Origin of the sequence: Cellulomonas sp. (assembly GCF_036279715.1) — a bacterium.
Lineage (GTDB): Bacteria > Actinomycetota > Actinomycetes > Actinomycetales > Cellulomonadaceae > Cellulomonas_A.
Genome location: NZ_DASUIR010000026.1, coordinates 14,681 through 37,485 on the forward strand (window position 1 = coordinate 14,681; position 22,805 = coordinate 37,485).

Here is a 22,805-nt window from a genome sequence, read left to right on the forward strand (position 1 = left end):
GAATGGCCGTCCGACCGCAGGTTCCCGAACGCGACCGGTTGTGGGGGCTGACCCAGCCCGTCCTCTCCTCGATGGCGTCAGCCGGCGACGCCGACGGCTGGGTTCCCGCGCGCGCAGCGGACCAGCAGACGCGCCGCCCCGACCAATCCGCGCAGGTGGCCGACACGTGCGCGCGCGATCCCGAGACGTCCGCGAGAGACGCTGCGGACGTCGCCGCTCGTCGCACCTCCGCGCTCGCGGCTGCGAGCAAGGCCTATGCCGACGCCCACGGTCATCCGTTGACGCGTCCGGGCGCAGGGGAGGGGCCGCCCCGGGGCGCGCCTCGCAGGTGGGCAGTGCCGGTCCGGCTGGCCCTGACTGCAGCGCTGGCGGTCGGCCTCGTCGGTGGCGCTGTCGCGCTGAGGTCCGCCTCGGTGGCGTCCGCGGCGCTCGCTCCGATCGAGCTGCCGCCGGTGGGCGGGTCCCTGTCGTCTCCCGAGCCTGGCACCGATGACGCTGCCGGAGCGGCCCCAGCCGGCGGACAAGCCACCGCGGGTGCGGCGGCCGACGCCGCGGGCGCTGCATCCTCGGTCAGCGGCGGCACCGTCGTCGTGCACGTCGTCGGTCAGGTCGTGAGCCCTGGGATCGTCCAGCTGCCGGCAGGCTCCCGCGTGGACGACGCGATCAGAGCCGCAGGCGGTGCGACGACGCGCGCGGACCTGGCGGCCCTCAACCTCGCGCGCGTCGTCCTCGACGGGGAGCAGGTCGTCGTGCCCGCGCCAGGTGACGCCCCCTCGGGGCAGGGACGCGCCGGGCCGGCTGGTCGGACGACCGCCACCGGTGCGGCCGGATCGGGGCCGGCGACGCTCGACCTCAACGACGCCGATGCTGCGGCACTCGACGCGCTCCCCGGCATCGGTCCGGTGCTCGCGGGTCGGATCGTCGACTGGCGCACGGCGAACGGGCCCCTCGCGTCCGTCGACCAGCTCGGCGAGGTCGACGGGATCGGCCCGACGCTGCTCGCCAAGCTCCGGCCGCTCGTGCGGGTCTGATCGTGGGCGAGGGGCTGGACCTGCGCCTCGTGCCGTCGGCGTGCACAGCCTGGGTGGCCGCGGTCGCGGTCGTGGTGATGTCGCCGCAGCTTGCGGCTGGGCTCGCCGCCGTGGCCGCCGTCCTGGGCGTGGCGACCGTCGACCTCGCCCGACGGCGCAGCCGGGTCGCGGCTGTGGACGGCGTGCAGGTACCGCGGCCGCCGACGAGGGAGCGTGCCGGTGACGCCGGTGACGTGCGGGCAGTCCCGGACTGTGGGGGCGCCGGGAGCGTCGGGCGCGAAGGTAGCGGCGGCCGCGTCGTGGCTGTCGGCACGGCAGGTCAGGTTGTCCTCGTGCTGGCCGTGCTCACGGTGGTGCTCGGGGCCGGCGCAGCGCAGCTCCGAGCGCGCCAGGCGGGCGGTATCGGAGCGCTGGCCGCGGAGCGGGCCGTGGTCCGTGTGACCGGAACCGTCGAGAGCGATGCCGTGCCCGTCGCGAGCTCGTGGCCGGGGGCACCGGCGAGGTTTCGGGTGGAGCTCTCGACCCACAGTGTCGGGGCCGGCGGAGTCGAGAGCGCCTCGGCGGCGCCGGTCGTCGTCCTCGGAGGCAGCGGCTGGTCCGACGCGGTCTACGGGAGCGAGGTCGCCGCGTCCGGTCGGCTGTCGGCTGCCGAGCCGGGTTCGCGTGCCGTGGCTGTCCTCGTCACGTCGGGGTCGCCGAGCGTGCTGGCCGACCCCGGCCCGTGGCTCGGCTGGGCGGCGCGCGTGCGGTCGGCACTCGCCGGTGTCGCATCGACGCTCCCAGGAGACGCGGGCGCCCTCCTGCCGGGTGTCGCCGTCGGGGACACCTCGGCCCTGCCGACCGATCTTGCCGACGCGATGCGAGGCGCCGGCCTGACCCACCTGACCGCGGTGTCGGGAGCGCACTTCGCCCTCGTCGGCGCTGCGGTGCTGGCGTGTGCGGGCGCCATGCGGATGCACCGACGGGCTCGGGTGGTCGTGCTCGTCGCGGCGCTGGCTGGCTTCGTCGTGCTGGTCCACCCCGGTGCCAGCGTCCTGCGCGCCGCGGCGATGGGTGCGCTCGGCGTCGCCGGGCTCGTGGTCGGGCGGCCGGCGCGGGCGATGCCGGCGTTGAGCGCGGGGGTCGTAGTCCTGCTCGTCGCCGACCCGTGGTTGGCACGCGAGATCGGGTTCGTCCTGTCAGTGCTCGCGACCGCCGGCCTCGTGCTCCTCGCCAAGCCGTTGGCGGCCCGCTGGTCGAGTGTGGTCGGGACACCGATCGCCTACGCGCTCGCGGTCCCTGTCGCGGCGCAGTCCGTCTGCGCACCGGTGGTCATCCTGCTCAGTCCCGCCGTCTCGACGTACGCGGTGCCGGCGAACCTCCTGGCAGACCTGGCTGTCGCTCCCGCGACCGTCATCGGTCTGCTTGCGGCACTCGTCGCGCCGTGGTGGCCGGCAGGCGCCTCGGTGCTGGCGTCCGTCGCGGGCGCGGCGTGCTGGTGGATCGGCGCGGTCGCACGGACCGCGGTCTCGCTGCCGGGGGCTCAGGTGCCGTGGTTGGCCGGACCACCCGGGGCCGCGTTGCTCGCTCTCGCAACGGCTGCGTTGCTCGCGCTCGTCCTGCACGGACGCCCGAGCACGTCCCACGCGGACCGCGCGTCGACGCCTGCGCTCGAACCGGCCTCTGCACCCGACCCGAGGTTCGAGCTCGACCTCATCGCGTCGGGGTCGAGCACGAGAGCGGGGCATTCAGGGCGCGAACGTACCCGTCAGTCGGTCATGGCACTCTTGGTGCGTGCCACCCGCGACGCGAACCCCCCGGACGACCGGCCGACCCTCGACCGGCGGGGCCGTTGCCGGTCTCGCGTGGGACGAGGCACAGCTCGCGCCCGTCGTGCTCGTGTCCGGCCCGGAGGAGCTCCTCGCCGACCGGGCGGTCGACCGTCTCATCGGGCTGGCCCGTGAACGCGATGCAGGCGTCGAGGTCACCCGGATCGACGCGAGCGAGTACGCGGGCGGCACGCTCGGGGTCGTGACGAGCCCCTCGCTCTTCGCGGAGGACCGGGTCGTGGTCGTGGCGGACGTGGAACGTGCGACGGACGAGCTGATCGCGGACGCGCTCGCCTATCTCGAGGCCCCTCAGGAGGACGTGACCCTCGTCCTGCGCCACGCGGGCGGGCAGCGCGGCAAGAAGCTGCTCGACACGCTGCGCGCCGGCGAGAGCGTCGTCGTCTCGTGCGAGCCGGTGAAGAAGGACGGCGACAAGACGGCGTTCGTGACGGCGGAGCTCCGACGCGCCGGACGCCGCGCGAACGCTGCTGCGGTGCGCGCTCTGGTCGACGCGGTGGGCAGCGACCTGCGTGAGCTTGCGTCGGCGTGCGCCCAGCTGGCGGCCGACACCACCGGCGCGATCGGTGTCGACGTCGTCGAGCGGTACTACGGCGGGCGCATCGAGGCGACGGGTTTCCGCGTAGCAGACGCCGCCGTCGAGGGGGACGCCGGGCAGGCGGTCGCGCTGCTGAGGCACGCCCTGGCAACCGGCGTCGACCCTGTTCCGGTCGTGGCGGCGCTCGCCGCCAAGCTCCGCATCCTTGCCAAGGTCGCCGCGACCCGGGGGCGCGGCTCGGCGGCAGTCCGCGACCTGGGGCTCGCGCCGTGGCAGGTCGACCGGGCCCTGAGAGACCTGACGCGCTGGACGCCCGAGTCGCTCGCGGCGGCGATCACAGCTGTCGCGCAGGCGGATGCCGAGGTCAAGGGCGCGAGTCGCGACCCTGAGTTCGCGGTGGAGCGGGCCGTGCTGCGGGTCGCGTCAGCCAGCGCGCGGTGAGGGGACGGCCGCGGCGCGCTCGAGCACGATCGTCGGCTGGACCACGTTGCCCTGGAACAGCGTGAACCCGGCGGCGGCGCACTTCTTGAGTGTCGAGAGGTCCTCGACGCGTTCAGCCACGAGGACGGCCCCGAACCGTGCGGCGAGCTTGATCAGTGCGGTCCCTTGCAGCGTGAGGTCGCGGATGTCGAGCTTCACGTAGTCGGCGTGGGGCAGCAGCGCCACCTGGTCGTCGAGCCCGACGAAGTCGTCGATCGCGATCCGGTAGCCGCGAGCACGCAGCGCCCTGACGCCCGCGAGGACCGCAGGGTCGGCGGGGACGGACTCGACGATCTCCAGGACGAGCCGTGCCGGGTCGAGCGGGAGGGGCAGCTCGCCGACCAGGTACGAGCGCGTCACGTTGACGAACGCCAGGTGGTCGGCGGCGACGCTCGCGACGCCCGATCCGCCGAACACGCAGTCGAGGACCGCCTCGGTCGCTCCGTCCTGACGTGCGGGCGTCCAGCGGTCGACCCGCACCGGTCGCCGGGACGGTGCACGGTAGAGGAACTCGTAGCCGATGGTTCGACCGTCGGGCGTGACGATCGGCTGGCGACCGAGCCGCGCGCGCCAGGGTGCTGCCGCGTGCGGCGCACGCCGGCCGGTGTCGGCGTTGATCCACACGACGGACGAGGGAGCCGCGCCCGTCGGGCGGACCGGCACGCTGCGGATCGTCCAGGGGTCACGGGGAGCTGCTACGTGCCGCTCGACCGGAAGGCTGCTCATGCGACACGTCTCGCGATCCTGGCCGCGGACCTGTCCAGGACGGTCGCCGGCTCGAGCAGGTTGCCTTGGAGGAGGTCGAAGCCCAGGTCACGGCTGTGCTCGAGAAGCCAGCTGTGCTCGACGAACTCCGCGATGAGCAGCGCGCCGTACGAGCGGGCGAGCTCGACGACAGGTCGTCCTTCGACGTCCAGGTCGCGGACGTCGATCTTGACGAAGTCGGCGTGGGGGAGCAGGAGGCGCTGCGCGGGCCGGTTGACGAACCCCGGCACCGCGATGCGGAAGCCGCGGTCGCGCAGGGCCCGGACGGCGGCAAGGACCCGGTGGTCGATCTCGACGTGCTCGGCGATCTCGATGACGAGCCGGTCAGGACGCTCAGGGATCGGGAGGTCGCCCAGGAGGTAGGCGCGCGGGAACCGGACGAAGAGCCATCGACCGTGCGAGACCTCCTCGAGGTTCGTCCGTCCGAAGGTCGATCGCAGCACGTGAGCTGTGGCTCGCTCGTGCTGGAACTCGGTCCACGCGCCCGGGCCGAGCGGCTCGAGGTCCGGGGAACGGTAGGAGAGCTGGTACGCGAACGGCCGCATCCGGTGGGTGAAGATGCCCTGGCGGCCGATCAGCACGGGCTCGTCAACGACGCGCTGGTCCCACTCGCGGCGTGCGCTCTCGGGGATGGCCGCATCGACGGCAGCGCCGAGCTGCCGCTCGGGCTCCCACCAGGACTCGTCAGTCATGTCAACAATGACACCACATACTGCGGAACATGACACTCACCCATCTGTGTGAACACCGGGTGAAGGCGGCCATATCGTGCGCCAAGTGCCGCGTGACTGGGGGTCGTACGCCGCGACGAACTCACCCGCCGAGTGCGCGACAACACCGCACAGAGGCGTCACAATATGACTGACATCGAGTCAGTCGACTGTGACAGGAGAACCACCGTGCGCACCACCCTGAAGTCCGCAACCGCCGTCGTCGTCGCCGTGCTCATCTCGATCAGCGCTGCCAGCACCTCCCAGGCCACCGACTACACGCCGCTCGGCGGCGCGACCGGGTGCTGCCGCGACATCCTGAGGTGAAGCAGGGTGTGACCGCCGCGTCCGCGGCAGGGCTGGCTCGGTGTGGTGGCGGGCGGGGTTCGTACTCGTCACCACACCCCGCTGGCCCGTGAGATGGTTGACCTGCAGTGAATCGCGACCAAGGTGCAGACATTCCCAACTGTCACAGGTACAGTGACCCAACATGACGACCATTGCTGACCGAGTCCGCCAGGGGCGGATCGATGCAGGCCTCTCCCAGACGGCGCTTGCCGGAGGGGCATTCTCACCGAGCTACATCTCGTTGATCGAGGCCGGCCGGCGCGAGCCGACGGACGCGGCGCTCGCGGTCCTCGCCGCGCGGATGGGTTCCACGGTGGAGTTCCTCAAGTTCGGCGCCGACGGCCCGAACGAGGCTCGCACCCGGCTCGAGGTCGACTTCGCCAAGCTCGACGTGAGGTCCGGCGCGGCCGCGTCAGCTCGCGAGCGGATCTCGCGCCTCGACCTGGACCGTGTCACGCACGCGCTCAAGGTGGAGGCGCTGCTGACTCTCGCCCGAGCCCATGAGGGTCTCGGCGATCTCGAGTCGGCGGTCGCGATCCTTGAGCCCATGCTGGTCGACGCCCAGGCGCGCGGCCACCATCTCGACGCCGCGGGTGTTGCGACGGGCCTGGTCGCCTCCTACCTCGAGGCGGGCGACCTGCACCGGAGCATCGAGGTGGGCGAGCGGGTGGTCGCCGACCTCGAGAAGGCGGGCCTGTCCGGCACGGACGAGCATCTGCGGCTTGCCTCGACACTGTTGTGGGCCTACGTCGAGCGCGGCGACCTCCTGTACGCCACGCACCGCGCGTCCGAGCTGGTGCGCCAGGCCGACGAGCAGGGCACGCCGCGTGGCCGGGGAAGCGTCTACTGGAACGCGGCGCTCGTCGCCGAGCAGCGTCGGGACTACGACCTCGCGCAGCGCTACACCGAGCGGGCGCTCGCGCTGCTCGACGGTGGCGAGGTCAGCCGGGATGTGCCGCGGCTGCGACTCAACTACGCGTGGCTCCTGCTGCGGAGCGAGCCGGCCGAGCCGATCGAGGCGCTCCGCCAGCTCGACCTGGCCGGTCCCGACCTCGTGGCGGCGGGCTCGGAGGTCGAGCTCGCACGGGTCGACGTCGAGCGTTCACGGGCGCACCTCATCCTGGGTGATGCCGACGACGCTGAGCGCTGCGCGCGGGCGGCCATCGCCCGTCTGGGTGACCAGCCACGTCTGGAGAAGGCGGTCGCTCAGCTCGCGCTGGGTGACGCGCTGCACACGAAGGGCGACATCACCGCGTCGGCCGAGGCCTACAAGTGGGCGGCCGACATGCTCGGGATGATGTCTGCGAGTCGTCAGTCGGCGGCAGCGTGGCGCGAGCTGGGGGACAGGCTCCTCGGCAACCGCGACATCGCCGGCGCGGCGGAGGCGTTTGACCGGGCCCTTCGGGAAGCAGGATTCCGACCTTCTGTGCCAGCCGCTCTCCAGGAGCTGTGGAGCGCGTCCTCGGCGAGCTGATCGCCCGGGGCGCCCGCCGGTCGGGGCGGGTGGCACGGCACGAAGGCCGGACAACCACGAAGGCGTCACCCCGCAGGGGGGGTGACGCCTTCGTGTGTCCGGGACTGCGTCGGTCAGAGACCGACGGCGGACTCAGAGACTGCCGACGGCCTTCGCGAGAGCCGACTTCTTGTTCGCTGCCTGGTTGGCGTGGATGACGCCCTTGGACGCCGCCTTGTCGAGCTTGCGCGACGCCGAGACGAGGGCGACCGTTGCGGCGTCCTTGTCGCCACCGGCGACAGCTTCGCGCACGCGGCGCACGTGCGTCTTGAGCTCCGACTTGACGGCCTTGTTGCGCAGGCGCGCCTTCTCGTTGGTGCCGATCCGCTTGATCTGAGACTTGATGTTGGCCACGTATGGACTTCCTTGTGTGTTCGCCGGGGCGATCGATGAGGTCGTAGAGGGCTTGTCCAGCCCCGGGACTTGGGCGTGGGGACACCCGCGGTGAAGAACTGGATCTGTGCCCGCCGACCTGGGCGGACACGCGAGCGTCAAGAATAGCAGCACGGGCCGCGAAGGCCCACTTCGCGGTGCCGGGCGGAAGCAGCGGCCGGGCCGGGCCGCGCGCTCCGACCGTCGCACCCCGATCGTCGCTACAGCTGCCGGACGACGCGGTCGAACGTCGCCTCGTCCATGATCGCGCCCTCCCGGCGGATCGCGCCCGGATCGATGCGCAGCACCCGGTCGAGCCGGACCTCGCTCGGACGGCGCTGGGCGTCCCACGGTCCCGCGCCGACGTCGTACCAGCGGCGTCCCCAGCGGGCCTCGTCGGCGGCGTCCCGGTCGTGGTCCTTGCTCGTCAGCATGAGCCCGAGCAGCCACCGCGCGTCCTGCCCGACGACGAGCACCGGCCGGTCCTTGCCCTGCGTCGGGTCGTCCTCGAACGGGACCCATGTCCAGACGACCTCGCCGGGGTCGGCGTCACCGTCCAGTCGGGGTGCGTATCGCGGATGGACGACCCCCGTGAAGTCGCCGGGATACGGCGCACGGCCGGGGCCCGGGTGCGGGGCAGGTGGGGTCGTGCGGCCCGCGGGCGTGGACCGTGGCGTGGACCGCGGTGCGCTCTTGCGAGCCGGGCGCCCGGCGGACGTCACCACGGATCGCAGGATCTCCGCACCCGCACGGAGGACTCGGTTCCACGTCGATGCGGCCACGTCGGAACCCTAACGACCACGACCGCACGACGCGACCGGCACGGCAGTCGCAGCGCCGGACGAGCCCGGCCGCAGCCACCGGGGAGTCCGACACATGCTGGTGACAAACGGGTACTAGGTTCCGGCGTATGGAGGACGTGTTCGACGACTACCCGGCAGGCGCAGCGTGGGACGAGATGTTCGACCGCGCGACCGGACCACGTCCGGCGTACAAGCAGGTCCACGCGGCGCTCTCCGGTCTGTCGGCGGCGGACCTCCGGGCCAGGGCCGACACCCTCGCGCGGTCGTACCTCGCCCAGGGGGTGACGTTCGACTTCGCGGGCGAGGAGCGCCCCTTCCCGCTCGACGTCGCCCCGCGCGTCCTCACAGGTGAGGAGTGGGACCACGTCGCCCCCGGTGTCGCCCAGCGTGTGCGGGCGCTGGAGGCATTCCTGGCCGACGTGTACGGCCCGCAGAAGGCCGTCGCCGACGGGGTTGTCCCGCGGCACCTCATCGTGTCCTCGACGCACTTCCACCGGGCCGCGCGGGGGATCCAGCCGCCCAACGGTGTCCGGGTGCACGTGTCCGGGATCGACGTCATCCGCGACGAGGTCGGCCACTTCCGTGTCCTCGAGGACAACGTCAGGGTGCCGAGCGGGGTCAGCTACGTGCTGTCCAACCGGCGCGCGATGGCGCAGACCTTCCCGGAGCTGTTCGCCGCGCTGCGGATCCGCCCGGTGCAGGACTACCCGCGCCGGCTGCTCGCGGCCCTCGTCGCGGCGGCCCCGTCCGGCGTCGACGAGCCGACGGTCGTGGTCCTGACCCCGGGTGTCTTCAACAGTGCCTACTTCGAGCACTCGCTGCTGGCACGGTCGATGGGCGTCGAGCTCGTCGAGGGGCGTGACCTGTTCTGCGCGAGCGGTCGCGTCTGGATGCGCACGACGCAGGGTCGCAGGCGCGTCGACGTCATCTACCGCCGGGTCGACGACGAGTTCCTGGACCCCGTCGCGTTCCGTTCCGACTCGCTGCTCGGCAGCCCGGGCCTCATGACCTGCGCTCGGGCGGGCACCGTGACGATCGCCAACGCGGTCGGCAACGGCGTCGCCGACGACAAGCTCGTCTACACCTACGTCCCCGACCTGATCCGGTACTACCTCAGCGAGGAGCCGTTGCTCGACAACGTCGACACGTGGCGCCTGGAGGACCCGGGTGCGCTCGAGGAGGTCCTCGACCGCCTCGACGAGCTCGTCGTGAAGCCGGTCGACGGCTCGGGCGGCAAGGGCCTCGTGGTCGGCCCCCGCGCGAGCCGCGCGGAGCTCGCTGCGTTGCGGGCTCGCCTGGTCGAGGACCCGCGCGGCTGGGTCGCGCAGCCGGTCGTGCAGCTGTCGACCGTGCCGACGCTGATCGGCGACTCCCTGCGACCGCGGCACGTCGACCTCCGGCCGTTCGCCGTGAACGACGGCGAGTCGATCTGGGTCCTGCCGGGCGGCCTCACACGGGTCGCGCTGCCCGAGGGCGAGCTCGTGGTCAACAGCTCGCAGGGCGGCGGGTCGAAGGACACGTGGGTGCTCGGGGCGGGCGTTCCCCGCCGGCCTCCGGTCGTGGCGGCGGAGCTCCCCGCGAGCGTTCCGCAGACGACGGCGGGGAACACCGACCCGAACCCCCACGGCCTGCGGGTCCAGGTCAGGCAGCAGCAGCAGTCCCGCCGCGCACCTGGTCCCGGGGCCGCGACGACCGCGCAGGAGGCATCGACGTGCTGAGCCGCATCGCCGAGTCGCTGTTCTGGATCGGTCGCTACGTCGAGCGGGCCGACGACACGGCCCGCCTGCTGGACGTCCACGTCCAGAGCCTGCTCGAGGACCCCTGGGCGGAGGAGGACACGGCGTGCCGGCTGCTGCTGTCCGTCATGGACCGGACTGCTCCGCCGCCCGAGGTGCAGGTCGGCCGCGAGGAGGTCCTCGACATGCTGGCGTACGACCGTGTGTCGTCGTCGGCCATCGCCGGGTCTCTCGTCGCGGCGCGGGAGAACGCGCGCCGGGCGCGCGAGATCATCTCGACCGACCTCTGGGAGTGCCTGAACGCATCGTGGAACAGGCTCCCCGCGGAGGTCCACCCAGCGCGGCCGCACGACTACTTCACCTGGGTGCGCGAGCGGGCCGCCGTCGTCGCGGGGCTCATGGACTCGGTGACCTCGCGCGACGAGACATGGCAGTTCATGGTGCTCGGCCGGTCGATCGAGCGTGCCGACATGACCGCGCGACTCCTGACGACGCGCGCGCTCGCAGGCACGACGGGTCCGGGATGGACCACCCTGCTGCGCTCCTGCGGCGCGCACGAGGCCTACCTGCGGACCCATCGAGGGTCGGCCTCGGACGAGCGGGCCGCCGGGTTCCTGCTGCTCGACCGGCTGTTCCCCCGCTCGATCGTGTTCGCGCTCGGGCAGGCCGAGGCATGCCTGACGGCGCTCGACCCCGTCAGCGACCGCACCGGGCTCGACGAGGCGCGCCGGCACCTCGGGCTCGCCCGCACCCGGCTCGAGTACCGTCCGCTCCTCGAGGTCCTGGACTCGCTGCCCGACGAGATGGAGAGCGTGCAGCGCGCGTGCTCGGCCGCGAGCGACGCCATCCGCATGCGGTACTTCCCGTCCGGTCATCTCACCAACTGGGTCGGAGAGGCGCTATGAGCCGTCTGCACGTGGTGCACACGACGTCGATCCGCTACGCGGGCCCCGTCACGGCGTCGTACAACGAGGCGCGCATGACACCGGTCGCGCAGCCGGGCCAGACCGTCCTCGAGACGCGCCTCGACATCCAGCCGCTCACGTGGTCGTACGAGTACCGCGACTACTGGGGCAGCGCCGTCACGGCCTTCGAGGTCCTCGCGCCCCACGAGCTGCTCGTCGTGGTCGCCGAGCACCGGATCGACATCCACGAGCGGACCCCGGCCAAGACGACGACCGGATGGGACACCGTGCGTGGTCCGGAGCTGCGTGACCGGCTCGCGGAGTTCCTCGCGGACACGCCGACGACGCTGGCTCCCGACGAGGTCGTCCTGCTCGCCGCCCAGCACGCCGAGGGCCGCGACCCGCACGAGGCGGCGATCGCGATCTGCAGCGCACTGCGCGACGAGCTCGAGTACGTCCCGGGCGTGACCGCGGTCCACACGCCGGCGGCAGAGGCGTGGGCCGCCCGCAAGGGCGTGTGCCAGGACATGGCCCACCTCGCCGCAGGCGCCCTGCGTAGCATCGGGATCCCGGTCCGCTACGTCTCGGGCTACCTGTACCCCAGCAGCGACGGTGAGGTCGGCGAGGTGCTCGTGGGGCAGTCGCACGCCTGGATCGAGTGGTGGGCGGGCGAGTGGCATCCGTACGACCCGACGAACCGGGTGCCGGCGGGCCCGCAGCACGTCGTGCTGGCGAGGGGACGGTCGTACGACGACGTGGCACCGCTGCGCGGGATCTTCGCGGGCCCCGGGACCCAGGACCTCGACGTCCAGGTGCGGATCACGCGCGAGTCGTGACCGGCCGCCCGCTCGCGGCACGCCGGACGCTCGCGGAGCGGCCAGCCGGCGACGCGCTGATCACCCGCGAGGCGCGCGGGGTGGGCCCATGAGCGCTTCGGGCAGGGGTCGGCCGAAGAGCCAGCCCTGCCCGTGCTGCCAGCCGTGCGAGAGCGCGGTGATCGCCTGCTCCTCGGTCTCGAGGCCCGACGCGATCCCGTAGCTCCCGAGCGACGCGACCATCGCCGCGACGGCGGAGCTCACGCGGTCGGCTGAACCGCCCTCCCCGAGCCGCGTCGTGAACGACCTGTCGAGCTTGACGCCGGTGACGGGCGCCGCCAGCGCCGACAGCAGCGCGGAGTACCCGGTGCCGAAGTCGTCCAGGAGCACCGCGACGCCCAGCCGGGCGATGTTCCCGAGCTCGGCCCGCGTGTGCTCCGTCGCCTCGAGCACGGCGGCCTCGGCGATCTCGATCCCGAGCCGGCTCGGGGCGACCCCGTGAGTCTCGAGCGTCTGCGCGATCAGCCGGGCGAGACCGCCGGGCAGGCGGTCGGGACCGTCGCCGGGCGCGAGGCTCACGCGGCCGAGCTCACGAGGTGACACGTTGATGTAGAGCCTGCCGGGTAGCTCGGGGTGCCGGGCGAGGAAGGCGACTGCCTCACGGAGCACCCAGGATCCGAGCTCGGGGGTGAGGTCGGCGTCGTCGGCGATCTCGATGAACGACTCGGGCAGCACCAGGCCGCGCTCCGGGTGCCGCCAGCGCACGAGCGCCTCGTATCCGGACACGTCGCGCGAGGCGAGGTCGACGATCGGCTGGTAGTGCAGCTCGAAGTCGCCGTTCTCGATCGCGGCACGGAGGTCTCCCTCGACGGACAGCCGGTCGAGGGCCGCACGACGGTGCTCCTCGCCGAACATGACCCATCGGCCCCGCCCGGTGTTCTTCGCGACGTACATCGCGGTGTCGGCGTCGCGCAGGACGCGCAGCGCGTCGCCGCTGCCGTCGTCGACGGTCAACCCCGCGCTCATGAGGGGCAGGAGCAGGTGCCCGTCGAGCTGCAGCGGCAGCTCGACGGAGGTCTGGATCCGTTGGAGCAGCTCGCCGGCCTGCTCGGCCGAGTCGATCTGCTCAAGGACGACGACGAACTCGTCGCCGCCGATCCGCGCGACGGTGTCACCGGGGCGCACGGACGTCCGCATGCGGTCGGCGACGATACGCAGCATGCGATCGCCTGCGTCGTGGCCGAGCGAGTCGTTGATCCGCTTGAAGTGGTCGAGGTCGGCGAAGACCACCGCGACGAGCTTGTCGTTGCGCGCGTGCATGGCGAGGGCGTGATTGAGCCGGTCGAGCAGCAGCGAGCGGTTGGCCAGCCCGGTCAGGTGGTCGTACAGCGCGCGGTGCTCGAGGACGTCCTGCGCGCGTCGCATCGCCGTCACGTCCTCGACCTGGGTGATGAAGTGCAGCGGTCGTCCCGCGGCGTCGTGCGCGAGCGAGACCGTCAGACGGGCCCGGATGACGGATCCCGATGGCGTCACGTACCGCTTGTCGACCTGGTATCCGGGGATGGCGCCGTCGAGCAGCAGGGCGAGCTGCTCGAGGTCGGCGTCGATGTCGTCGGGATGCGTGATCTGCTGGAAGGTGAGGGCCAGGAGCTCGGCGCGCGGTATCCCGAGGCTCTGGACGAGCGCCTGGTTCACCTGGAGGAACCGGCCGTCGAGCGACACGATCGCCATGCCGATCGCGGCGTCCTCGAAGGTGAGCCGGAACCGCTCCTCGCTACGGCGCAGCTCGTCCGTGCGCAGCCGCTCGGTCGTCACGTCGACCATCGTCACGATGAGAGCTGGCCGGCCGGGCTCGTCGCCATCGCCGTCGGCCGGTGAGAGGGGGCTCGCGGAGAGGCGGAGCCAGAGCGGGTCGGACGTTCCCGGTCGCAGCCCGACGACGGCGCTCGCGGTCTCACCGGTGCGTGCAGCGACCACGGGTGGTCGGTCATCCGGGAGGAGCAGCGTGCCGTCGATCGTCGTGGCGCCCCGGAGAGCCGCGTCGAGGTGACCGCCGATGAGCTGGTCGCGGGGCACACCGAGGATGGCGGTCGCCGCTGCGTTGGCCTCGAGGACACGTCCGTCGGGGTCGGCGATCAGGACACCCTCTTGCAGTGCGTCGATCAGCACCCTGGACGCGCTCAGGCTGCTCGTCGCTGGGCGCGGAACTGCGGTGCCCACCGCCCCTCCCTCGTGAGCGTCGGCGCTGTGCCAGGCTCACCGGGTCTGGGGGAGCATGGTCGGCAGGCGCGCGTTCACTCCGAGCATGCACGAACGGACGTCCAGCGGCCATCGCTCGAACCAGAGATCGCCCTCTTGGCGGCTAGATGTCGCCCGCTTGCCGGGCGAAGTGCGCCTGGTCCCCGCTACGCCGCCCACGTCCGGTGGCCGATCGCATCCGTTGCCGTGGGACCATGGGGGTGCCGTCCCCCCACCTCCCGAAGCGAAGCCGGAGCACCCCCGAGTTGTCCCCGATCCCGAGCGCCGCGGGCATGAGCCGCATCCAGCCGGCGGCCACGCCGCCCGAGCTGCTGCGGAACTTCTGCATCATCGCCCACATCGACCACGGCAAGTCGACCCTCGCGGACCGCATGCTCCAGCTCACGGGCGTGGTGGACGCGCGCGCGATGCGCGCGCAGTACCTCGACCGGATGGACATCGAGCGCGAGCGTGGGATCACGATCAAGTCGCAGGCCGTCCGCATGCCGTGGGCCGTCGAGGACGCCGACGGTGTCCTCGTGCCCTACGCGCTGAACATGATCGACACGCCGGGTCACGTCGACTTCACCTACGAGGTGTCGCGGTCGCTCGCGGCCTCCGAGGGAGCGGTGCTGCTCGTCGACGCGGCGCAGGGTATCGAGGCACAGACGCTCGCGAACCTGTACCTCGCGCTCGAGAAGGACCTGCAGGTCATCCCGGTGCTCAACAAGATCGACCTGCCGGCCGCGCAGCCCGAGAAGTACGCCGAGGAGCTCGCGCGGCTCGTCGGCGGCGAGCCCGAGGACGTCCTGCTGGTCTCCGGCAAGACCGGCGCGGGCGTCGGGCCGCTGCTCGACCGCATCGTGCAGCTCGTCCCGCACCCGACCGGCGACGCCGACGCGCCCGCCCGGGCGATGATCTTCGACTCGGTCTACGACACCTACCGCGGCGTCGTGACGTACGTCCGCGTGGTCGACGGCAACCTCAACCCGCGCGAGAAGATCGTCATGATGTCGACGCGCGCGACGCACGAGCTGCTCGAGATCGGCGTCATCTCCCCGGAGCCGGTCGTCACCAAGGGGCTCGGCGTCGGCGAGGTCGGGTACCTGATCACGGGCGTCAAGGACGTCCGGCAGTCGCGCGTCGGCGACACGGTGACGAACGCGAGCAAGCCCGCGAGCCACGACCTGGGCGGCTACCGCGACCCCAAACCGATGGTCTTCTCGGGCCTCTACCCGATCGACGGCACCGACTACCCGCTGCTGCGGGACGCCCTGGACCGGCTCAAGCTCAACGACGCGGCGCTCGTCTACGAGCCCGAGACGTCCGTGGCGCTGGGCTTTGGCTTCCGAGTGGGCTTCCTCGGCCTGCTGCACCTCGAGATCGTGCGTGAGCGGCTCGAGCGTGAGTTCGACCTCGACCTCATCTCGACGGCACCCAACGTCGTGTACGACGTGACGCTCGAGGACAAGAAGGTCGTGCGGGTCACCAACCCGAGCGAGTTCCCGGGCGGCAAGATCGTCGAGGTCCGCGAGCCCATCGTCAAGGCCACGATCCTCGCGCCGAGCGAGTTCATCGGTGCCGTCATGGAGCTGTGCCAGACCCGCCGCGGCGAGCTGGGGGGCATGGACTACCTGTCGGCGGACCGCGTCGAGCTGCGCTACACGCTGCCGCTCGCCGAGATCGTCTTCGACTTCTTCGACCAGCTCAAGTCCAAGACACGCGGGTACGCGAGCCTGGACTACGAGGCCGCCGGTGAGCAGGCGGGCGACCTGGTCAAGGTCGACATCCTGCTGCAGGGCGAGCAGGTCGACGCGTTCAGCTCGATCGTGCACAAGGACAAGGCGTACGCATACGGCCTGATGATGGTCGGCAAGCTGCGCGAGCTCATCCCGCGCCAGCAGTTCGAGGTGCCCATCCAGGCGGCGATCGGGGCGCGGATCATCGCGCGCGAGACGATCCGGGCGATGCGCAAGGACGTCCTGGCCAAGTGCTACGGCGGTGACATCACCCGCAAGCGCAAGCTGCTGGAGAAGCAGAAGGAGGGCAAGAAGCGCATGAAGACGATCGGACGGGTCGAGGTGCCGCAGGAGGCCTTCATCGCCGCGCTGTCCTCCGACGCGGGCGGCAAGGACGCCAAGGATGCCAAGAAGAAGTAGCGCCCACCGATGAGCCCGGCCCTCCCCGACGGCGATCCTGCGCCCGACGACGGCGCCCTGCCCCCGTCGGTCGTCGCTGGCGCGGGCTCGCGCGCGTTCGGCGTGTACCTGCACGTGCCGTTCTGCACGGTGCGCTGCGGGTACTGCGACTTCAACACGTACACAGCGACCGAGCTCGGCGGCGGCGCCAGCCAGGTCGCCTACGCCGACACGGCCCTGCGGGAGATCGACCTCGCCGCACGCGTGCTGGCCCGCACGGGACTGCCTGCGCGGCCGGTGCAGACCGTGTTCGTCGGCGGCGGAACACCCACGGTCCTGCCCACCGGGGACCTCGCGCGCATGCTCGACGGCGTGCGCTCGGTCTGGGGTCTGGTCGACGACGCCGAGGTCACCACGGAGGCGAACCCCGACTCGGTGACGCCGTCGTCGCTCGAGGCCCTGGCCGCGGCGGGCTTCACCCGCGTGTCGTTCGGGATGCAGTCCGCGGTCCCGCACGTCCTCGCGACGCTCGAGCGGACGCACGACGCGGCACGCATCCCCGACGTCGTGCGCTGGGCCCGGGACGCTGGGCTGCAGGTCTCGCTCGACCTGATCTACGGCACGCCGGGGGAGTCGGCGGACGACTGGCGCGCAAGCGTCGAGGCAGCGCTCGCAACCGGCGTCGACCACGTGTCCGCGTACGCGCTCGTCGTCGAGCAGGGGACCCGCATGGCGGTCCAGGTACGCCGCGGCGAGCTCGAGCTGCCGAGCGGTGACGACCAGGCCGCGAAGTACGAGCGAGCCGACGACCTGCTCGCCGAGGCCGGTCTGCACTGGTACGAGGTCAGCAACTGGGCCCGGACGGACGCCGACCGCTGCCGGCACAACCTCGCGTACTGGCGGGGCGACGACTGGTGGGGCGTCGGCCCCGGCGCGCACAGCCACGTGGGCGGGATGCGCTGGTGGAACGTCAAGCACCCTCGCGCGTATGCGACGCGGCTCGCCGACGGGCTGAGCCCGGCGGCCGGGCGCGAGCTCGTGGGGCCGGAGTCGGCCCAGCTCGAGCGCGTGATGCTCGGGGTGCGGCTCGCGGACGGTCTCGCGCTCGACGACCTGACGCCTGCCGCGCGGACGAAGGTGGCCGGGCTCGTCGCAGACGGGCTCCTGGACGGCCGGGCCGCGATCGGTGCCGACGGTGACCGACGCGTGCTGCTGACCCGTCGCGGGCGCCTGCTCGCCGATGCGGTGGTCCGCGACCTGACCGACTGACCCGTGTGTCTCGGCTGAGCAGTGTGCCCCGACGAGGTGAGGCCCCGCTGACCTGACGGTCGACGGGGCCTCACCTCGTACGGCGGCGTCAGCTCAGCTGACGAGCCGGAGCGTCAGCGGGTAGCGGTACAGCTCACCGCGGTTGCTCGCGACAGCGGCCATGATCGCGAAGACGAACGAGCAGATCACGGCGGCGAGCAGGATGAACAGGCCGACGATGAGGATGGCCGTCAGACCCCCGACCACATAGGCGATCGCCAGGGTGATCTGGAAGTTGAGCGCCTCCTTCGCCTGGTCCTCGACGAACGCTCCCCGGCCCTTGAAGACGAGCAGGATGACGAGCGGGACGAGGAACGAGACGAACACCCCGCCGATGTGGGCGAAGACCGACCACATGCGCTGGTCGGAGTCGGTGAGCGGCGGCTGGACCCCGTACGCCGGTGGGGGGTAGGCGCCCTGCGGCGAGCCGTACCCCGGTGCGCCGTACCCGGGTGCGGGCGGCGGCGGCGGATAGGCGCCCTGCGGCGCGCCGTACCCGGGCGCCGGGGGCGGCGGCGGGTACTCACCACCCTGGGGTGCCTCGTGCTGCGGTGTCTCGAACTGCGGTGCGGGCGGCGGCGGGACGGCGCCCGTGGGCTCCTCGGGCGTTCCCGGGGTCTCGGCGGTCATTTGATCAGCTCCAAGGAGAAGGGGTAGCGGTAGGCCTGGCCACGCTGGACGGCCTGGTAGCCCTGGATCGAGAAGATCAGGGAGACGATCCACAGCGCGAGCTGGAGCACGTTGGCCAGGAACCACGGCAGGAAGATCGCGTCGGCGATCCACACGATGACCCACCCGATCAGCAGCGTGATCTGGAAGTTCACCGCCTTCTTGCCCTCCTGGTCCACGAATCCGCTGCGCTGGCGGAACACCAGCCAGATGATGAGGCCGGGCACGATCCACAGGATTCCGCCGAGGTGCGCCAGACCGGCCCACTGGCGGGTCTGCGCGTCGTCCAGGGGTGCGCCTGCGGAGGGCTGACCGGCCCATGGCGGCGGTGGGGTCTGGCTCATCTCAATGCCTCTCGCGTCAGGGAACGGCGCGGCATGCGTGGCCGTTGCGCCGCACACTAGTCGTCCGGCGCGTCGCGCGCGCGCCGTTTCGCCCCAGTTCAGGTGGTCGAGGTCACGACACCGTGACGAAGTCGATGAGCTCCTCGACCCGGCCGAGCAGCGACGGCTCAAGATCGGCGTACGAACGCACCGACGCGAGGATCCGCTGCCACGCGTGCGCGACGTCGGCCTGATCGACCGCCGGCCAGCCGAGCTCGCGCAGGATGCCGAGCTTCCACTCGGTGCCGCGCGCGATCGTCGGCCATGCCGCGAGGCCGATCCGCTCGGGGCGCACGGCCTGCCAGACGTCGATGTAGGGATGACCGAGGACGAGGACGCTCCCGGCGGGTGTGCCGCGGGTCGCGTCGGCGGCGATCCGCGTCTCCTTCGAACCGGGCACGAGGTGGTCGACGAGCACCCCCACACGCCGCTCGCGCGTCGGGGCGAACCCCCGGAGCGCGTCGGCGAGGTTGTCGACGCCGTCGAGCAGCTCGACCACCACGCCCTCGAGCCGCAGGTCGTCGCCCCACACCTTCTCGACGAGCTCGGCGTCGTGCTTGCCCTCGACCCAGATCCGGCTGCCGCGCGCCACGCGGGCCGTGGCGCCGTGCACCGCGACCGAGCCGGACGCGGTGCGCGTCGGGCGGGCCGGCGCGGACCGGCCGACGGGCGCGAGCAGCACGACGGGCTCACCGTCGACCCAGAAGCCGGGTCCGAGCGGGAACGTCCGTGTCTTGCCCTTGCGGTCCTCGAGCACGACGACGTGCTGCCCACCGGACTTCTCGACGCGTCGGACGGCACCGACCCAGCCGGTCATGACCTCCTCGACGACCAGTCCGGTCTCGGCAGGCTGCGGGCGGGACTGCGTGCGCGGCCGGTGGTGCGCGGAACCGGGCCGGTCGTCGCCGCCGCGGCCCGGGGTCGCGAGGACGTCGTTCCCGTAGCGGTCGTGGCTCACCCGGGCACCCTAGCGGGCGCGCGGCGGCCGCACCGGAACCGGCGCAGGCGTGGGGGTGCTCGCGGGTCGTCCGGCCAGGTGGTGCGAGCGGGCGGGTGCGCGACGTGCGAGCCCTTCGTCGCCCCGCCGCGCGACCGCGTAGAATTGGCACTCCGGGTGGCCGAGTGCTACCCCGCCAGCGAGGCGGCCCATCGGGCAGCCGATGAGGTCCAGGACGACGCGGAGGAGGTGCGATGAGCGAGGATCGCAAGCTCGACGTGCTGCGGGCGATCGTCGAGGACTACGTGGCGACCCGCGAGCCCGTCGGCTCCCGCGCGCTGGTCGAGCGGCACGGGCTCGGGGTCTCTCCTGCGACGATCCGCAACGACATGGCGGCCCTCGAGGAGGGCGGCTTCATCGTGCAGCCGCACACGTCGGCGGGCCGCGTGCCCACGGACAAGGGGTACCGCCTGTTCGTCGACCGGCTCTCGTCGGTCAAGCCGCTGTCCGGCGCGGAGTCGCGCGCGATCGAGGACTTCCTCGCGCGCGCCGTCGACCTGGACGACGTGGTGGACCGGGCCGTCCGTCTGCTCGCCCAGCTGACGCAGCAGGTCGCGGTCGTGCAGTACCCGTCGCTGCGGCGCTCGGTGCTGCGCCACGTCGAGCTCGTCCCGCTCGGTGACCGGCGGCTGCTCGTCGTGATCATCACGGACAACGGTCGCGTCGAGCAGCGCACGGTCGAGCTGTCGACCGAGCCCGATCTCGACATCGTCGCGGTGCTGCGCGCCCGCCTCAACGTCGCAGCCGTCGGCCGGCGGCTCGCGGAGCTCGACACCGTGCTCGCCGCCCTGACCGACTCGTTCGCCCCGGTGCACGCTCCGCTCGTCCGTTCGGTCGTCTCCGTCGTCGAGGAGACCCTCGCGCAGGAGAGCGAGGAGCGCGTCGTGCTGGCCGGCACCGCGAACCTCGCCCGCGCGAGTGGATCGGACTTCACGCACACGCTCGGGCCCGTGCTCGAGGCGCTCGAGGAACAGGTGGTCCTCCTGCGGCTGTTGACCGAGATGGCCGAGGACGCCACGGCGGTGTCGGCCCGGATCGGCCGCGAGACCCAGCACGAGGGACTGCTCGAGACGAGCTTCGTGACGACCGGCTACGGCGGTGACGGGGACGCCCTCGCCCGGATCGGTTCGATCGGACCGCTCCGCATGGACTACCCCGGCACGATGGCCTCCGTCCGCGCCGTCGCGCGGTACCTCACGCGGATCCTCGCCGGATGACCCGGCCGAACCCGGCCCTTCGCCTCACCGTCCGACCAGGAAGTGATCTGTGACCGACTACTACGAGATCCTCGGGGTCACTCGCGACGCGAGCCCCGAGCAGATCAAGAAGGCCTACCGCCGCCTCGCCCGTCAGCACCACCCGGACGTGACCGGTGAGGACGGCGGCTCGGACGAGATGTTCAAGGACGTCTCGCGGGCGTACGACGTGCTGTCGAACCCGGAGAAGCGTCGCGCGTACGACCTCGGGGGCGACCCGTCCGCCGGTGGCGGCATGGGTGGCGGCTTCGGGTTCCAGGACATCTTCGAGACCTTCTTCGGTGCAGGGTCCGGCGCGAGCGCCCAGCGTGGGCCGATCCCCCGCGCGCGCCGCGGGCAGGACGCGCTGGTGCGCCTCGACCTCGACCTGGCGGAGACCACGTTCGGGTCCCACCGCGAGGTGCAGGTCGACACGGCCGTGGTGTGCCCGACGTGCTCTGGCACGTGCTGCCGCCCCGGGACGTCACCGCGCACGTGCGAGGTCTGCGGCGGTCGGGGCAGCGTGCAGCGCATCGCGCGCTCGTTCCTCGGGCAGGTCATGACGTCCCAGCCGTGCGCCGCGTGCCAGGGGTTCGGGACGGTCATCCCGGAGCCCTGCACCGAGTGCTCGGGCGAGGGCCGGGTCCGCTCGCGGCGGACCCTGACGGTGGACGTGCCCGCCGGGGTGGACACCGGGACGCGCATCAAGCTGACCGGCCAGGGCGAGGTCGGGCCGGCGGGCGGTCCTGCGGGCGACGTCTACCTCGAGGTCAGGGAGCGCAAGCACGAGACCTTCGTGCGGCAGGGCGACGACCTGCACTGCACGCTCCCCGTCCCGATGACGGCAGCCGCGCTCGGTACGGTCCTGACGCTCGACACGCTCGACGGCCCGCAGGAGATCGACCTGCGCCCGGGCACCCAGCCGGCGCAGGTGATCACGTTGCGCGGGCTCGGCGTCGGGCACCTGCACGTCGGTGGGCGCGGCGACCTGCACATCCACGTCGACGTCCACGTCCCCACCGGGCTGGACGAGGAGCAGGCAGCGCTCCTGAATCAGCTGGCGACGCTGCGCGGCGAAGAGCGGCCCGAGGCCCGGTTCTCCGCCGCCAACCCTGGGGTGTTCGCCAAGCTCCGCGACAAGCTGTCGGGTCGCTGAGGCGGTGAGTGCTCCGGTCTTCCTGGCGGAGCCGGGCGCGCTCGCGGCGGTCCGGCCCGGCGGCGCCTACCTGCTCGACGGTGCCGAGGGGCGGCATGCCGGGGTCGTGCAGCGCCGTTCACCGGGCGAGCGCGTGGACGTCGTCGACGGCGCGGGTGTCCGGCTGGAGTGCGTCGTCGGATCGGTTGGCGGCGACGGCGTGACGCTGCAGGTCGTGGCCCGCATCGACGAGCCGGCGCCGGACGTGGCGCTCGTGCTCGTGCAGGCGCTCGCGAAGGGCGACCGCGACGAGCTGGCGATCGAGGCGGCGACCGAGGTCGGGGCCGATGCGGTCGTGCCGTGGCAGGCCGAGCGCTCGGTCGTCGTGTGGCGCGGGGACCGAGCAGCGAAGAGCCGCTCGCGGTGGCTCGGGACCGTGCGGGCCGCGGCGAAGCAGTCGCGCCGGGCGTGGGTCCCCGAGGTCGAGCTCGCGGTCGACGGGCGCGGGCTCGTCGAGCGGGTCCGCCGGACAGTCGACGCCGGCGGCGTCGCGCTCGTCCTGCACGAGGAAGCGGCTGAGCCGCTCGCGCAGGTCGATCTCGCAGCCCTCAGCACCGGCGCGGTGGCCGACGACGAGTCGTCGCCCGCGGACGGCCCTGCGGGTGTCGGACAGCGGAGCGAGGTCCTCGTCGTCGTCGGCCCCGAGGGCGGGATCTCGGCGCGTGAGCTCGAGGCGCTCGTGGGGGCCGGTGCGACCGCGGTGCGCCTCGGGCCGCACGTGCTGCGGACCTCGACGGCCGGTCCGATCGCCCTGGCGCTGCTCGCCCAACGGCTCGGGCGCTGGGGCTGACCAGCCGGAT

Annotated in this window: 21 protein-coding genes; 13 read left to right on the forward strand and 8 right to left on the reverse strand. The window is 72.5% G+C overall.

Features of this window, described 5'->3' with window-relative positions:
* Positions 1-2: 2 nt before the first annotated feature.
* Genes VFW79_RS02075 through holA form a run of 3 tightly spaced genes read left to right on the forward strand, consistent with a single transcriptional unit; the run spans position 3 to position 3,836 of the window.
* Complete coding sequence (locus tag VFW79_RS02075; RefSeq protein WP_329675654.1) at positions 3-1,031, forward strand: helix-hairpin-helix domain-containing protein; 1,029 nt, start codon at positions 3-5, stop codon at positions 1,029-1,031.
* 2 nt (positions 1,032-1,033) lie between these two features.
* On the forward strand, positions 1,034-2,974 hold the full coding sequence (locus VFW79_RS02080; RefSeq protein WP_329675655.1) for a ComEC/Rec2 family competence protein: 1,941 nt from the start codon (positions 1,034-1,036) through the stop codon (positions 2,972-2,974).
* Positions 2,904-3,836, forward strand: coding sequence for a DNA polymerase III subunit delta (holA, locus tag VFW79_RS02085; RefSeq protein WP_329675656.1), 933 nt, complete (start codon positions 2,904-2,906; stop codon positions 3,834-3,836). Before VFW79_RS02080 ends, holA begins: the two co-directional genes overlap by 71 nt.
* On the opposite strand, the gene VFW79_RS02090 is transcribed toward holA, so the two are convergent.
* Together VFW79_RS02090 and VFW79_RS02095 are read right to left on the reverse strand one after the other, a co-directional pair.
* Complete coding sequence (locus VFW79_RS02090; protein WP_329675657.1) at positions 3,819-4,601, reverse strand: EAL and HDOD domain-containing protein; 783 nt, start codon at positions 4,599-4,601, stop codon at positions 3,819-3,821. The genes holA and VFW79_RS02090 overlap by 18 nt on opposite strands.
* Entirely contained in the window at positions 4,598-5,332 is a 735-nt protein-coding gene (locus VFW79_RS02095) for an EAL domain-containing protein (protein ID WP_329675658.1), read from the reverse strand. The genes VFW79_RS02090 and VFW79_RS02095 overlap by 4 nt, the downstream gene beginning before the upstream one ends.
* A gap of 207 nt (positions 5,333-5,539) precedes the next feature.
* On the opposite strand from VFW79_RS02095, the gene VFW79_RS02100 reads away from it, so the two are divergent.
* Together VFW79_RS02100 and VFW79_RS02105 are read left to right on the forward strand one after the other, a co-directional pair.
* Positions 5,540-5,677 (forward strand): hypothetical protein, encoded by a 138-nt coding sequence (locus VFW79_RS02100; RefSeq protein ID WP_329675659.1) that lies wholly within the window; start codon positions 5,540-5,542, stop codon positions 5,675-5,677.
* 163 nt (positions 5,678-5,840) lie between these two features.
* On the forward strand, positions 5,841-7,172 hold the full coding sequence (locus tag VFW79_RS02105) for a helix-turn-helix domain-containing protein (protein ID WP_329675660.1): 1,332 nt from the start codon (positions 5,841-5,843) through the stop codon (positions 7,170-7,172).
* Between the two features lie 132 nt (positions 7,173-7,304).
* Here the strand turns inward: VFW79_RS02105 and rpsT are convergent, their stop codons facing one another.
* A complete protein-coding gene (rpsT, locus tag VFW79_RS02110; protein WP_109132103.1) occupies positions 7,305-7,565 on the reverse strand; it encodes a 30S ribosomal protein S20 in 261 nt (86 codons plus the stop codon).
* Between the two features lie 239 nt (positions 7,566-7,804).
* Positions 7,805-8,365: a type II toxin-antitoxin system PemK/MazF family toxin gene (locus VFW79_RS02115; RefSeq protein WP_329675661.1), complete on the reverse strand. Its 561-nt coding sequence runs from the start codon at positions 8,363-8,365 to the stop codon at positions 7,805-7,807.
* A 128-nt stretch (positions 8,366-8,493) separates the two neighbouring features.
* Between VFW79_RS02115 and VFW79_RS02120 the strand changes: the two genes are divergently transcribed.
* The 3 genes from VFW79_RS02120 to VFW79_RS02130 are packed head-to-tail and all read left to right on the forward strand — an operon-like array spanning position 8,494 to position 11,863.
* Positions 8,494-10,104 (forward strand): circularly permuted type 2 ATP-grasp protein, encoded by a 1,611-nt coding sequence (locus tag VFW79_RS02120; protein ID WP_329675662.1) that lies wholly within the window; start codon positions 8,494-8,496, stop codon positions 10,102-10,104.
* Positions 10,098-11,027: an alpha-E domain-containing protein gene (locus tag VFW79_RS02125; RefSeq protein ID WP_329675663.1), complete on the forward strand. Its 930-nt coding sequence runs from the start codon at positions 10,098-10,100 to the stop codon at positions 11,025-11,027. The genes VFW79_RS02120 and VFW79_RS02125 overlap by 7 nt, the downstream gene beginning before the upstream one ends.
* Positions 11,024-11,863 carry a transglutaminase family protein gene (locus tag VFW79_RS02130; RefSeq protein ID WP_329675664.1) on the forward strand — a complete coding sequence of 280 codons (840 nt, stop codon included), beginning with the start codon at positions 11,024-11,026 and terminating at the stop codon, positions 11,861-11,863. Before VFW79_RS02125 ends, VFW79_RS02130 begins: the two co-directional genes overlap by 4 nt.
* 60 nt (positions 11,864-11,923) lie before the next feature.
* On the opposite strand, the gene VFW79_RS02135 is transcribed toward VFW79_RS02130, so the two are convergent.
* Positions 11,924-14,062, reverse strand: coding sequence for a putative bifunctional diguanylate cyclase/phosphodiesterase (locus VFW79_RS02135; RefSeq protein ID WP_329675665.1), 2,139 nt, complete (start codon positions 14,060-14,062; stop codon positions 11,924-11,926).
* A gap of 311 nt (positions 14,063-14,373) precedes the next feature.
* Here VFW79_RS02135 and lepA point away from each other — a divergent pair, with 311 nt between their 5' ends.
* Positions 14,374-16,239: a translation elongation factor 4 gene (gene lepA, locus VFW79_RS02140; RefSeq protein WP_329675666.1), complete on the forward strand. Its 1,866-nt coding sequence runs from the start codon at positions 14,374-14,376 to the stop codon at positions 16,237-16,239.
* 9 nt (positions 16,240-16,248) lie between these two features.
* Positions 16,249-17,487 (forward strand): radical SAM family heme chaperone HemW, encoded by a 1,239-nt coding sequence (gene hemW, locus VFW79_RS02145; protein WP_329675667.1) that lies wholly within the window; start codon positions 16,249-16,251, stop codon positions 17,485-17,487.
* A 93-nt stretch (positions 17,488-17,580) separates the two neighbouring features.
* On the opposite strand, the gene VFW79_RS02150 is transcribed toward hemW, so the two are convergent.
* From VFW79_RS02150 to VFW79_RS02160, 3 genes are all read right to left on the reverse strand, one after another.
* A complete protein-coding gene (locus VFW79_RS02150) occupies positions 17,581-18,156 on the reverse strand; it encodes a DUF4870 domain-containing protein (protein WP_329675668.1) in 576 nt (191 codons plus the stop codon).
* Positions 18,153-18,539, reverse strand: coding sequence for a DUF4870 domain-containing protein (locus VFW79_RS02155; RefSeq protein ID WP_329675669.1), 387 nt, complete (start codon positions 18,537-18,539; stop codon positions 18,153-18,155). Before VFW79_RS02155 ends, VFW79_RS02150 begins: the two co-directional genes overlap by 4 nt.
* A gap of 112 nt (positions 18,540-18,651) precedes the next feature.
* A complete protein-coding gene (locus VFW79_RS02160) occupies positions 18,652-19,536 on the reverse strand; it encodes a DUF3097 domain-containing protein (protein WP_329675670.1) in 885 nt (294 codons plus the stop codon).
* 233 nt (positions 19,537-19,769) lie between these two features.
* Here VFW79_RS02160 and hrcA point away from each other — a divergent pair, with 233 nt between their 5' ends.
* The 3 genes from hrcA to VFW79_RS02175 are packed head-to-tail and all read left to right on the forward strand — an operon-like array spanning position 19,770 to position 22,795.
* Positions 19,770-20,792, forward strand: a complete 1,023-nt coding sequence (gene hrcA / locus VFW79_RS02165; RefSeq protein ID WP_329675671.1) for a heat-inducible transcriptional repressor HrcA — start codon at positions 19,770-19,772, stop codon at positions 20,790-20,792.
* 49 nt (positions 20,793-20,841) lie between these two features.
* A complete protein-coding gene (gene dnaJ / locus VFW79_RS02170; RefSeq protein WP_329675672.1) occupies positions 20,842-21,966 on the forward strand; it encodes a molecular chaperone DnaJ in 1,125 nt (374 codons plus the stop codon).
* A 4-nt stretch (positions 21,967-21,970) separates the two neighbouring features.
* Positions 21,971-22,795, forward strand: a complete 825-nt coding sequence (locus tag VFW79_RS02175; RefSeq protein WP_329675673.1) for a 16S rRNA (uracil(1498)-N(3))-methyltransferase — start codon at positions 21,971-21,973, stop codon at positions 22,793-22,795.
* Positions 22,796-22,805 lie beyond the last annotated feature (10 nt).

Excerpts from the sequence above, each read along its gene's own strand:
- VFW79_RS02075 (WP_329675654.1), top strand. The coding sequence starts at position 3 with ATGGCCGTCCGACCGCAGGTTCCCGAACGCGACCGGTTGTGGGGGCTG.
- VFW79_RS02090 (WP_329675657.1), bottom strand. The coding sequence starts at position 4,601 with ATGAGCAGCCTTCCGGTCGAGCGGCACGTAGCAGCTCCCCGTGACCCC.
- VFW79_RS02095 (WP_329675658.1), bottom strand. The coding sequence starts at position 5,332 with ATGACTGACGAGTCCTGGTGGGAGCCCGAGCGGCAGCTCGGCGCTGCC.
- VFW79_RS02105 (WP_329675660.1), top strand. The coding sequence starts at position 5,841 with ATGACGACCATTGCTGACCGAGTCCGCCAGGGGCGGATCGATGCAGGC.
- VFW79_RS02120 (WP_329675662.1), top strand. The coding sequence starts at position 8,494 with ATGGAGGACGTGTTCGACGACTACCCGGCAGGCGCAGCGTGGGACGAG.
- VFW79_RS02130 (WP_329675664.1), top strand. The coding sequence starts at position 11,024 with ATGAGCCGTCTGCACGTGGTGCACACGACGTCGATCCGCTACGCGGGC.
- lepA (WP_329675666.1), top strand. The coding sequence starts at position 14,374 with ATGAGCCGCATCCAGCCGGCGGCCACGCCGCCCGAGCTGCTGCGGAAC.
- hemW (WP_329675667.1), top strand. The coding sequence starts at position 16,249 with ATGAGCCCGGCCCTCCCCGACGGCGATCCTGCGCCCGACGACGGCGCC.
- VFW79_RS02150 (WP_329675668.1), bottom strand. The coding sequence starts at position 18,156 with ATGACCGCCGAGACCCCGGGAACGCCCGAGGAGCCCACGGGCGCCGTC.
- VFW79_RS02155 (WP_329675669.1), bottom strand. The coding sequence starts at position 18,539 with ATGAGCCAGACCCCACCGCCGCCATGGGCCGGTCAGCCCTCCGCAGGC.
- hrcA (WP_329675671.1), top strand. The coding sequence starts at position 19,770 with ATGAGCGAGGATCGCAAGCTCGACGTGCTGCGGGCGATCGTCGAGGAC.